The organism is Variovorax sp. SG517 (assembly GCF_013376045.1).
Classification (GTDB): Bacteria; Pseudomonadota; Gammaproteobacteria; order Burkholderiales; family Burkholderiaceae_C; genus Variovorax.
The window spans coordinates 14,183-25,844 of record NZ_JABMJG010000011.1 but is presented as its reverse complement, the minus strand read 5'-3'; the positions used below and the strand labels follow the sequence as shown (position 1 = coordinate 25,844).

Below are 11,662 nucleotides of genomic sequence, written 5' to 3'. Positions count from 1 at the left end.
CTGGGATTGTTATCGGCGGCTGGTCACGCTCCAGGGAGCGCCATCATCAACGCAAACCGGCAATGTAGTCGGCGACCGCCTTGATTTCCCTGTCGTTGAGCTTGGCGGCGACGCCGGTCATGGGCAGGCTGTTCAGGCGGACGTTGTCGCGGAAGGCGGTGAGCTGGGCCACGGTGTAGTCGGCGTTCTGGCCACCCAGGCGCGGGTACTGGGCCGGAATGCCGGCGCCGTTGGGGCTGTGGCAGCCGGCGCAGGCGGGGATCTGGCGATCGCCGATGCCGCCGCGGTAGATCTTCTCGCCCAGCGCGATGGTGTCCTTGTCCTTCGAGAAGCCCGGCTTGACCTTCTTCGAGCCCACGAACCAGGCGATGTTGCGCATGTCTTCTTCCGACAGCGCCGAGGCCAGCGGCTTCATGATCGCGCTCTTGCGGGCGCCGGACTTGAAGTCCTGCAGCTGCTTGAGGATGTATTCGGGATGCTGCTGCGCCAGCTTGGGGTTGGCGGCGATGGCGGAGTTGCCGTCGGCGTTGTGGCAGGAGGCGCAGCTCTGGCTGTTTGCCGGCGTTGCGTTGAAGAGCGCATCCCCCTTGGCGGGGTCCGGCTTGGCCGGTTTGGCGGCCGCCGGGGCGGCAGGAGCAGCCGCGTGTTCATCGGCTGCAAAACTCACGCTGGATGCGATGCCCACGAGGGCCGCAAGCACAATATTGGCAAACAACTTCATATCGGGGGCTTCGAATTTATGGCGCAAAACCTCACGATTCTACAATGTGGGCCCTGTTTCGAAAGTCCGTAGATGCCCTCCCCGCGCGCCAAGCCCGCAGCCTATCCTCCCCGCGCGGCGCCCGCCGCGGACCCCCAGGTCGCCGAGCGCGAACGTGCGGCGCTGGGCTGGCTCCACACTGCCCACTTCCTCACCAGCGCCCCGCAGCTGGAGCACCTGCCTCCCCTGGATCTGCCCGAGATCGCCTTCGTCGGCCGCTCCAACGCGGGCAAGTCGACCGCCATCAACACCCTCACGCAGCAGACGCGCCTGGCCTTCGCCTCCAAGACGCCCGGCCGCACGCAGCACATCAACCTGTTCGGCATCGGCAAGCAGAAGGTCGATGACGCGGTATTGGCCGACCTGCCCGGCTACGGCTATGCGGCCGTGCCGCGCGAGGCCAAGCTGCGCTGGCAGCGCGTGATGGGCAACTACCTCATGACGCGCGAGAGCCTGCGCGGCGTGGTGCTCATGTGCGATCCGCGCCACGGCCTGACCGAGCTCGACGAGATCCTGCTCGACGTGATCCGTCCGCGCGTGCAGCAAGGCCTGAAGTTCCTCGTGCTGCTGACCAAGGCCGACAAGCTCACGCGCAGCGAGGGCGCCAAGGTGCTGTCCATTACGCGACTGCAGGCCGGCGGCGGCGAGGTGAAACTGTTCTCGGCCCTCAAGAAGCAAGGCGTGGGCGAGGCGGCGGAGCTGCTGTGGCGCTGGGTGCACCCGGACGACGCCGACGCACCGGCCGCCGCGCCCCAGCCACCGCCGCCACCGGAAGGCGCCTGACGATCCGGCAGGCTGCACCGACCGTCCCATCTGCGTAGTTCACTATCAAAACAATAGCGACACAGTCAACCCGAAGGAGACAAGAAGCATGATCGAGACATTCCAACGCAGCCTGCCCAACGGCACCACACTGAGCTGCCGCGCCGCCGGCCAGCCGGGCCGGCCGCTGATGGTGTTCCTCCACGGGTTCCCCGAGGCCGCCTTCATCTGGGACGAACTGCTCGAATACTTCTCCGACCCGGCCCATGGCGGCTACCGCTGCGTGGCGCCCAACCTGCGCGGCTTCGAGAAGTCGAGCTCGCCGACCGACGTGGCCGCCTACAAGCCCCATCTGCTGATCCAGGACATCCAGCAGCTCGCCGCCACCGAGAGAGCCGACGGCACCATGGCCGCGCTGGTCGCCCACGACTGGGGCGGCGCCTTTGGCTGGGGATATGCCAATGCCTTCCCGCAGCAGGTCGGACGGCTGGTCATCATCAATTCGCCGCACCCCGGCACCTTCACCCGCGAGCTTCGCAACAACCCGGCGCAGCAGCAGGCAAGCGCCTACATGAACTTCCTCGCGCGCCCCGACGCCGAGGCGCTGCTCGCGGCCGACGACTTCAAGCGCATGTGGCCCTTCTTCCTGCTGATGAAGGCCGGCCCCGACGGCTTCGGCTGGCTCACCGAGGAAGTGAAGCAGCAATACCGCGAGGTCTGGGGCGCGGGCCTCACGGGCGCCTGCAACCTCTACCGCGTGACGCCCATGAAGCCGCCGCTGCCGGGCCAGACCGTCGACGGCATCCCCGTGCTGCCGCGCGAGCGGCTCGTGGTGGAAGTGCCGACCTTCGTGTTCTGGGCGCTCGACGACGCGGCCCTGCTGCCCGGCCTGCTCGAAGGGCTCGACGAATACGTGCCCAAGCTCGAGATCAAGAAAGTGCCGAACGCGACCCACTGGATCGTGCACGAGCAGCCGCAGCTGGTCGCGCGCGAGATCGAGGGCTTCCTGCAGCGCAACCCCTGAGGGCCGCGTCGATCAGTAGATGGGAGGCTCGCCTTCGGGGCGGGTCTTGAAGCGCCGGTGCACCCAGTAGTACTGCGAAGGCATCGTGTCGATATACCCCTGCAGCCGCTCGTTCATGAGCGCCGTGTCGGCCTCGACGTCGTCCGTCGGAAAGTTCTGCCAGGTCGGCAGGATTTCGATCTCGTAGCCCTCGCGCGTGAGCTTCGCCACCACCGGCACCACCTTCGCCTTGCCCAGCCGCGCGAAGCGCGACAGCGACGGCACGGTGGCCGCCTGCACGCCGTAGAACGGCACGAAGATGGTCTGGTCGCGGCCGAAGTCCATGTCGGGCAGCAGGTACAGCAGGCCGCCCTTGCGCAGGCCCTGCAGCACAGGCTTGATGCCGTCCACCCGGTTGAGCGCCGCCACGTCGCCGAAGCGCGTGCGGCCCTCGCGGATCCAGGCGTCGATCATGGGGTCGCGCTGGGTCGTGTAGATGGTGGCCGAGGGGCGCGCCGTGTGCATCGTGAGCGCGGTGGCTGCCGCGTCGAGGCCGTAGAAATGCGGCGCGAAGAGGATCATGGGCTCGTCGCCGTGGGCGATCTCGCTGATCTCCGAGGCCGCGCCGACGATCTTCAGCCGGCTGGCCACCGTCTTCTCGGGCGCATGCCAGAGCCAGCCGCGGTCCAGCCACGACTGCGCCACGTAGACGAAGGTCTCTTTCGCGATCGCGCGGCGCTCGGCTTCCGACTTCTCGGGGAAGCAGACCGCCAGGTTGGTGTCGACCACGCGCCGCCGAGGCACCGCGACGCTGTGCAGGATGCGGCCCAGGAATGCACCGAAACCGCGCACCACGGGCAGCGGCAGCGGCGCGATCACCCGCATGAAGCCGATGCCGAGTCGGGAACCGAGGCTCATGCGGCCTCCCCGGCAGCGGCAACCACGCGCTCGGCGCGCGGCTCCTTGTAGCGGGCGTAGTCCCAGACGTACTGGCCCGGCAGGCTGTGGATGAGGCGGCCGATGGCATCGTTCATCGCGGCAGCGGCATCCTCGATGGGTGCGGACGGGTCGGTCAGCGCGGTTCCCACGATGGGTTCGAAGCGGATCACGTAGCCGGCCGCATTCGGCAGGCGTTCGCACACGCTGAGGAAGCAGGCCGCGCCGGTCTGTTGCGCGAGTCGGGGAAGCAGGGTCATGGTGTAGGCCGGGCGGCCCAGGAAAGGCGCCCATACGCCCTGGCCGAGCGGCGGGACCTGGTCGGGCAGGATGCCGGTGTAGCCGCCGCTGCGCAGCGTGCGGATCAGGCCGCGCACGCCGGTGTTGTTGGTGGGCAGGGTCTGCAGGCCGGGCCTGTCGCGCGAGCCGGCGGCGATAAGGTCGGCCATCCATTTCTTGCGCGCGGGTCGGAAAAGCGCGGTGATCGGCCCGTAGGTCGAGAGAAAACGCTCGCCGATGGCCTGGCCGCACATCTCCCAGCTGCCGAGATGCGGCGCGACCAGGATCACGCCCTTCTTCGCCTGCATGGCCGCCTCGAAGGCCTCCACGCCCTCCCAGCGCACCACGCGATGCAGCACGGTTTCCCCTTGGGGCCGCAGCCACAGCCAGGGCAGTTCGGACGCCATCTTGCCGGCGGCGGCGATGGCGGGACGGTATTGCTCGGGGCCGAAGCCCGCGCTCTCGGCGTTGGCCTTGAAGCGGCGACGGTAACCGGGCGCGCTCCACCAGACCAGCCAGCCCAGCAATGCACCGAGTCGATGCATCAGCGGCATCGGCACGCAGGCAAGCAGGCGAAACAGGGTGATCATCGAATACGGGAGGGAGTCAAAACACGGACGCGCGCGCATGGTATTGCGCGGCTCGAATAGAATGCAAATTGTCGCCGAGTTACGGAACAACTTGCAGGGCGACAAACACAAGCGCAGCAGTGCGATTGTGCCGGGTCGAGAAATCGGCATCTGCTAAAGCGTTCGCCAGAGCTCCGCAGAGTTGGCAACGCGCCAGTCATTCAAGGAGTTTTGAACAAATGGCGAACGACTTCCTCTTCACGTCCGAATCCGTCTCCGAAGGCCATCCCGACAAGGTCGCCGACCAGATCTCGGATGCCATCCTCGACGCGATCTTCGAGCAGGACCCCCGAAGCCGCGTGGCAGCCGAGACGCTGACCAACACCGGCCTCGTGGTGCTGGCGGGCGAAATCACCACCAACGCGCACGTCGACTACATCCAGGTCGCGCGCGACACCATCAAGCGCATCGGCTACGACAACACCGAGTACGGCATCGACTACAAGGGCTGCGCGGTGATGGTCTGCTACGACAAGCAGTCCAACGACATCGCCCAGGGCGTCGACCACGCATCGGACGACCACCTGAACACCGGCGCTGGCGACCAGGGCCTGATGTTCGGCTACGCCTGCGACGAAACGCCAGAGCTGATGCCCGCGCCCATCTACTACGCGCACCGCCTCGTCGAGCGCCAGGCCCAGCTGCGCAAGGACGGCCGCCTGCCCTTCCTGCGCCCCGACGCCAAGAGCCAGGTGACGATGCGCTACGTGGACGGCAAGCCCCACAGCATCGACACCGTGGTGCTCTCCACCCAGCACAGCCCCGACCAGAGCGAGACGCCCACCAAGATGAAGGCTTCGTTCAACGAAGCCATCATCGAGGAGATCATCAAGCCGGTGCTGCCCAAGGAGTGGCTGCAGAACACGCGCTACCTGATCAACCCGACCGGCCGCTTCGTCATCGGCGGCCCGCAGGGCGACTGCGGCCTCACCGGCCGCAAGATCATCGTCGACACCTACGGCGGCGCCTGCCCGCACGGCGGCGGCGCGTTCTCGGGCAAGGACCCGTCGAAGGTCGACCGCTCGGCCGCCTACGCCGCACGCTACGTCGCCAAGAACATCGTGGCCGCCGGCCTGGCGCGCCAGTGCCAGATCCAGGTGGCGTACGCCATCGGCGTGGCACAGCCGATGAACATCACCGTGTACACCGAAGGCACGGGCGTGATCCCCGACGACAAGATCGCGGAACTGGTGCGCGAGCACTTCGACCTGCGTCCGAAGGGCATCATCCAGATGCTCGACCTGCTGCGCCCGATCTACCAGAAGACCGCCGCCTACGGCCACTTCGGCCGCGAGGAGCCCGAGTTCACCTGGGAAGCGACCACGCAGGCCGCCGCACTGCGCGCGGCAGCCGGCCTCAAGTAATCAAGAGAAAAGATGGTGGGGCTTCAGAAGCGGTAAGCACCGCTCAGCCCCACCGTCCAGTTGCGGCCCGGCGCAGGCTCGTAATAGCGCGCATTGCCTTCGTTGACGATCACCGAGCCCACGTAGCGCCGGTCGAACAAGTTGTCGACGCGCGCGAAGGCGTTGAATTCCCAGCGCTCCCACTTCTTCAGATAGCCTCCATACACCGCCGCGACGGCATAGCCCGGCGCGCTCGCGGTGTTGGCGTCGTTGGCCTGGATGCGGCCGAGGGCGCGCATCTCGATGCCGGCGCGCCAGCCTTCGGGCGGCACCCAGCCCAGCGACGCGAACAGCGACTGCCGCGCGATGCCTGGAATGCGGTTGCCCGCCGCCACCCTGTTCGCAGCGGCGCACGGTGACGGCGAGCAGAAGGCGTCGCGGTAGGTGGCGTCCAGCCATGTGTAGGCCAGTTGAGTGCGCCAGTGGTTCGCGGTCTCGTGCTGCCAGCCGAGCTCGAAGCCGTTGCGCTTGGTGCGGCCCGCGTTCTGGAAGGTGGCGCGGCCTCCGACGTTGGTGTCCGTCACGATCTCGTCGCGCGTGCGGGTCTGGAACAGCGCGGCCGTGAGCAGTCCTCCGGCGAGCCGCGCCTTGGCACCGATCTCGATGCTGTCGTTCACGGATGGCCGCAGCGCGAAGTTGAGGCCGCTCGCGCCGTTGGCTCGGTAGGAGAGTTCGTTCAGCGTCGGAGTCTCGAAGCCGCGGCCGATCGAGCCGTAGAGCGCGAGGTCCTGAGTCGCCTGGTAGCGCAGCGAAGCCACGGGCAGGGTCTTGCTGTAGCGCGCGCTACCGCTGTCGTCGCGGTTCGTGCCGACGATGTAGCGGTCCTGCGAATCGAAGTGCACGCTGCTGCGGCGCACGCCGGCCTCCAGCGTCCAGCGGTCGGTGAGCCGCCAGGTGGCCTGCGCGTAGGGGTCGAGATTCCAGGCCTCGTTGAGCTCGTTGCGCCGCAGCCGACCTTGCACGCCGAGCACGGGCGCCGAAACCGGCCCCAGGTAGTTTTCGTAGCCCCGGCGCTTCTCGCGCAGGCTGTCGTAGCCCAGGCCGGCCACGATGTCGAAGGGCCGGCCCGCCAGCGTGAGCGCGGCGTTCCAGCGCAGGTCGATGCCGCCGTACTGGCGCGAAAGGTCGATCACGCCGCCCGCGTGCAACGGGTTCTGCTGCGCCGACGGCGGGATCGACTGGAACTGCGTGGTCTTGCGCTGGCCGCCATAGACCATGAACCGCAGTCCCTGCGTGGCATCGATGCGATGTTCGTAGAGCAGGCCGGCCTGCGTCTGCTCGACCGTCTTGCGGGTGTCGTACTGCGTGGCCAGCGGCGCGTTGCGCGGCGCCAGGGCGTACTGGTCGGCGGTGAGGCCCAGCGGGTCTTGCGCGTCGATGCGCACGCTGTTGAACACCAGCGTGAGCTTGTCGCCGTTGTCCAGCGCGATGCCGAGCTTGCCGTTGGCGATGTCGCGCTTCGCGGCGCTGTGCTCGCGCCAGCCGTCGGTGTGGAAGCGGCTCGCGTCGAACAGATAGTCCACCGCGCCCTGCGATCCGCTGAGCTGCAGCGACTGCCGCCAGGTGCCGAAGCTGCCGCCCGCGAGCGAATACGACAGACGCGGCGGCCCGTCGCCCGAAGCGGTGAAGGCCTGCACCACGCCGCCGGACGAATTGCCGTAGAGCGCAGAGAACGGCCCGCGCAGCACTTCGACGCGATCCAGTGAACCGATGTCGATGTTCGAGGTCTGGCCCTGCCCGTCGGGCAGGGTCGCGGGGATGCCGTCGACATAGAGGCGCACGCCCCGCACGCCGAAGGTCGAGCGCGCGCCGAAGCCGCGGATGGACAGTTGCAGGTCCTGCGCGTAGTTCAGCCGGTTCTGCACCTGCAGCCCCGGCACCGCGCCGAGGCCTTCGGACAGGTTCACCTGCAGGCGGCTGTCGCGCATCTCGCTGCCGTCGACGCGGTCGACCGAGCCGGGCACGTTGAATGGCGTCACCTCGCCGCGGGGCACGGTCACGGTGATCTCGCGCAGGCTCGCGCCGTTGCTGCTGCCTGCACCCGGGTCGGTCGAAGGCTGGTCCTGCTGCGCCCGTGCGGCCGGCGGCGCAGCGATCAGGAGGAGAAAGCCGGCGGCGGTGAATGCGACGGGCGCGAGATTCTTCATCGCGCCGATTCTGCTTTGGCGCGCCAGCCGCGCGTGTCGCAGTGGCGCGACTCTCAGGGAAAACTAGGACTCGCCGGGCTTGTCGGCCGGCTTCCTGCACCAGCCGTACCAGATGCACACCAGGCACGGAATGCCCAGCGCGATCCAGGCCAGGATGTCGCCCAGGCCGCCATCGCTGAAGAGTGCCGAGATCAGCCCGAAGGTGGTGAGCACGCCCAGCAAAACGGGCCAGCCCCACATGTGCCAGAAACCGTGATGCTGCTGCTTCATGCCTGGCCCTTCAGTGCCGCGGCCGGCTCTGGCTGCGCGACGCCGACGGGCTCGGCCGGCTGCCGCTCATCGTGCTCCTTCGCCTTCCTGGAGGCCGAAGGCACTGTGTTGCCCCGCTTGAGCCAGAGATACAGGCCGCTGCCCAGCACGATGATGGTCGCGATGTCGAGCAGCGCCCAGATGATCTGCATCGGCATGCCGCCGTAGTCGCCGAAGTGCAGCGGCTGCGACACCAGCAGCGCCCACAGATACCAGGGCAGCTTGGGCGAGGCGGTCACCTCGGCCGTCTTGGCGTCGACCAGCACGGGCTGCAGCAGCTTCGACGTAAAGGGCTCGTTGCCGCGCAGGAAGAAGGTCGTGTGGTGCGGGCTCGAGAACGAGGTGCCGGGGAATGCGATGAAGGACAGCTTCATGCCGGGCGCGGCCTGCAGCGCGACTTCCATCGAGCGCTGCACCGAGGCGCGCTCGTTCACCGCCACGACGGGCTCGTTCTTGTAGGGCGTGAGCAGCGCGCTGAGCTGGTCGTACTGCCAGTACTTGATGACCAGGTCGGCCCAGGTGTTGATCATGCCGGTGGCGCCCACCACGAACACCCACACCAGCGTGACGATGCCCAGCAGGTTGTGCAGGTCGAGCCACTTCAGGCGCGGACGCTTCTCGCGCCGCACCGTGCCGAATTCGAGTTTGCGCATGAAGGGCGAATACAGCACCACGCCCGAGACCACGGCCACCAGCAGCAGCAGCCCCATGAAGCCGAGGAACAGCTTGCCCGGCAGCCCCGCGAAGAGGTCGACGTGGAGCTTGAACATCACGTACATGAAGCCCTCGTCGAACTTCGGCTGCGCGAGCACCGCGCCCGTGCGCGCATCCACCGCGACCGACTTGAAGTCGTCCGTGGGCGCCGGCGTGGGCGTGAGCGTGACGAACCACAGGCCGTCGTCGTCCTCGGGCTGCGAGGCGAACTGCACCACCCGGTCGGGGTGCCTGGCCTTCGCCACCTCGAGCACGCGGTCGAGGCTGACGCGCGGCGTGTCCGCCGGCATCTTCGGCGCCTCGACCTCGGTGCCCAGCAGGTGTCCGATCTCGTGGTGGAAGATCAGCGGCAGGCCGGTGATGCACAGCAGCAGCATGAACACCGTGCACACGAGGCTGCTCCACTTGTGCACCCAGGCCCAGGTCTTGATCTTTCGGCTGTTCATGTCGTGGCTGCTCTGTCGAAGAAAAGGTTTCTAGAAGCGGTAGGTCGCGCTGGCGACGATGTTGCGGCGCGCGCCGTACCAGCAGTCGCCGCGCGCGAGGCAGGTGCTGAAGTAGGTCTTGTCGGTCGCGTTGTTGATGTTCAGGGCATAGCGCCACTTGGCCGACTCGTAGGCCAGCATCAGGTCGAGCAGGGCGACCGACGAGACGTACGGCCCTGCGCTGGCACCGTCCACGTCGCGGAAGCCGCTCATGTAGCGCACGCCGGCGCCGGCCGAGAAGCCGGGCACGCCCGCGATCGAGAAGCGGTACTTGCCCCACACCGACACCTGGTTGCGCGGCGTGTCGGTGAGCTTGTGATCGACGTCGATGTAGGTGTAGTTGGCGATGAGGTCGAAGTCGCGCGCCAGGGTGGTCTTGAGCTCGAGTTCGACGCCCTTGTTCTTCGTCGCGTCGACCTGCCGGCCGTAGTCCGGGTTGGTGCGGTCGAACACCGTGCGGTTCTTTTCCTTCAGCGAGTACACGGAGGCCGTGAAGCTCGTGGGCGAGCCCTGGGGCTGGTACTTGACGCCGGCTTCCACCTGCTCGCCGCGCAGCGGCTTGAATAGCTTGCCGTCGACGTCGGTGCCCGCCTGGGGGGTGAAGGATTCGGTGTAGCTCAGGTAGGGCGACCAGCCAGAAGGCAGCGTGTACATCACGCCCAGGCGGCGCGAGGTGGCGCTGGTCGTCTCCGATGCGCTGCCCGCCGTGCCAGCCGTGCTGCGGTCATGGCGCAATCCGGCCACGAAGATCCAGTTGTTCCACTTCATCTGGTCCTGCACGTAGATGCCGGCATTGCGCTGCGTGGTGCGGGGCTTGCGCGCCAGTTCGGTGACCGGCACGTAGCCGATGCCGTAGACCGGCGCATAGGCATCGATGGCGCTGTACACCGAGCCTTCGGTCTTGTCCTGGCGCTGGCGGGAGTACTCGGCGCCCACGAGCAGCGTGTGGCGCACCGCGCCGGTGTCGAAGTGGCCCTCGACGTGGTTGTCGATGCCCGACATGCTGGTCCAGGCCAGAGACTTGTCGTTGTAGCGCCCGAGCATGCGCTGGCCCACCGGGTCGAGCGACCAGCCGCCAGGCACCGAGAAGGAATCGGCGTAGTGGTAGTGCGAGTCGTTGAAGGTGCGCGACGCGCGGAAGTTCTGCCGGAAGGTCCACCGGTCGTCGAACTTGTGCTCGAACAGCCAGCCGAAGGTCTTGCGCTCCGTGTCGTACCCGTCGCCAGGCTCGCCGATGAACCGGCTCGACGGCAGCGGGCCGTTGATGTTCGGCAGGATCGTGCCCTGCCACGGGAAGAACTGCGCGGTGCTGCCGGTCTTGTCCTTCTGCCACAGGGCCTGCAGCGTCAGCGAGGTAGCGGCGTTCGGCCGCCAGGTGAGCGACGGCATGATGAGCGAGCGGTCGTCCGGAACGTAGTCGACCTGGGTGTCGGCCTTGCGTTGCAGCGCCACCAGCCGGTACGACCAGTCGCCGTCCGCCGTCAGCGGGCCGGTGAAATCGGCCTGCACCTGCTTGCGGCCGAAGGAGCCGAGTTGCACGCCCACTTCGCGGTACGCCTCCTGCTGGGGCCGCTTGCTGACCATGTTGACCACGCCGCCGGCATTGCCCGCGCCGAAGAGCATGCCCGCGGGCCCGCGCAGCACCTCGAGGCGCTCCAGGGTGTAGGGGTCGGGCCGGGCGGTGGCGGTGTACCAGCCGGAGGAGTAGGTCTGCAGTCCGTCGAGGTAGATCGTCGGCTCGCTGCCGCGTATCAGGAAGCCGTCCGAGCGGGAGTCGATGCCGTAGGCGTCGGAGCGCACGCCGGCGGCGTAGGTGAGCGCATCCTGCAGGTTGGTCGCGCCCTGGTCGACCATCTGGTCCCGGGTGACCACCGTGACGGACTGCGGCGTCTCCGCGAGCGGCGTGTCGGTCTTGGTGGCGGTGACCGCATTCTTCGCGCGGTAGCCGATCACCGGCGTGGTCGCCGTCTCGGCCCCGGCATCGACCCGCACTTCCGGCAGCGAGGCCTCGTTCGTCGCCTGGGCCAGCACCTGTTGCTGTGTATAGATCGCCAGGCATCCCGCCAGCACCGATGCAGCCTTGCGCCGCGCCACCAACCTCTTCATCCCGCTCCGCTCCTCTACAAATTAATAAGAACGATTCGCATTTTAGGCGTGACAAATTTCCGCTTCCCCGAATCACCGCCCTGAGCGAAGGGCGTTGCGTTGCGAAATTGCGTCTTCTGCGCGAAGGCG

At 67.6% G+C, this 11,662-nt stretch carries 10 protein-coding genes; 3 read left to right on the top strand and 7 right to left on the bottom strand.

Annotated elements, in window-relative coordinates:
* Positions 1-46: 46 nt before the first annotated feature.
* A complete protein-coding gene (locus FHT32_RS28470; protein WP_176667929.1) occupies positions 47-721 on the bottom strand; it encodes a cytochrome c in 675 nt (224 codons plus the stop codon).
* Between the two features lie 72 nt (positions 722-793).
* Here FHT32_RS28470 and yihA point away from each other — a divergent pair, with 72 nt between their 5' ends.
* Together yihA and FHT32_RS28460 are read left to right on the top strand one after the other, a co-directional pair.
* Entirely contained in the window at positions 794-1,543 is a 750-nt protein-coding gene (yihA, locus tag FHT32_RS28465; protein WP_176667928.1) for a ribosome biogenesis GTP-binding protein YihA/YsxC, read from the top strand.
* A gap of 88 nt (positions 1,544-1,631) precedes the next feature.
* Complete coding sequence (locus FHT32_RS28460) at positions 1,632-2,546, top strand: alpha/beta fold hydrolase (protein WP_176667927.1); 915 nt, start codon at positions 1,632-1,634, stop codon at positions 2,544-2,546.
* A gap of 12 nt (positions 2,547-2,558) precedes the next feature.
* Here FHT32_RS28460 and FHT32_RS28455 read toward each other — a convergent pair whose 3' ends face one another.
* Both FHT32_RS28455 and FHT32_RS28450 read right to left on the bottom strand, forming a co-directional pair.
* Positions 2,559-3,443, bottom strand: a complete 885-nt coding sequence (locus FHT32_RS28455; RefSeq protein WP_176667926.1) for a lipid A biosynthesis acyltransferase — start codon at positions 3,441-3,443, stop codon at positions 2,559-2,561.
* Positions 3,440-4,330, bottom strand: coding sequence for a lysophospholipid acyltransferase family protein (locus FHT32_RS28450; protein WP_176667925.1), 891 nt, complete (start codon positions 4,328-4,330; stop codon positions 3,440-3,442). The genes FHT32_RS28455 and FHT32_RS28450 overlap by 4 nt, the downstream gene beginning before the upstream one ends.
* A 218-nt stretch (positions 4,331-4,548) precedes the next feature.
* Here FHT32_RS28450 and metK point away from each other — a divergent pair, with 218 nt between their 5' ends.
* A complete protein-coding gene (metK, locus tag FHT32_RS28445; RefSeq protein ID WP_176667924.1) occupies positions 4,549-5,733 on the top strand; it encodes a methionine adenosyltransferase in 1,185 nt (394 codons plus the stop codon).
* Between the two features lie 23 nt (positions 5,734-5,756).
* On the opposite strand, the gene FHT32_RS28440 is transcribed toward metK, so the two are convergent.
* The 4 genes from FHT32_RS28440 to FHT32_RS28425 all read right to left on the bottom strand — a co-directional run bounded on the left by FHT32_RS28440 (position 5,757) and on the right by FHT32_RS28425 (position 11,533).
* Positions 5,757-7,919, bottom strand: a complete 2,163-nt coding sequence (locus tag FHT32_RS28440) for a TonB-dependent receptor (protein ID WP_176667923.1) — start codon at positions 7,917-7,919, stop codon at positions 5,757-5,759.
* Between the two features lie 63 nt (positions 7,920-7,982).
* Complete coding sequence (locus FHT32_RS28435) at positions 7,983-8,189, bottom strand: hypothetical protein (RefSeq protein WP_176667922.1); 207 nt, start codon at positions 8,187-8,189, stop codon at positions 7,983-7,985.
* On the bottom strand, positions 8,186-9,388 hold the full coding sequence (locus tag FHT32_RS28430) for a PepSY domain-containing protein (RefSeq protein WP_176667921.1): 1,203 nt from the start codon (positions 9,386-9,388) through the stop codon (positions 8,186-8,188). The genes FHT32_RS28435 and FHT32_RS28430 overlap by 4 nt, the downstream gene beginning before the upstream one ends.
* 30 nt (positions 9,389-9,418) lie before the next feature.
* On the bottom strand, positions 9,419-11,533 hold the full coding sequence (locus tag FHT32_RS28425; protein ID WP_176667920.1) for a TonB-dependent siderophore receptor: 2,115 nt from the start codon (positions 11,531-11,533) through the stop codon (positions 9,419-9,421).
* Positions 11,534-11,662: the final 129 nt, after the last annotated feature.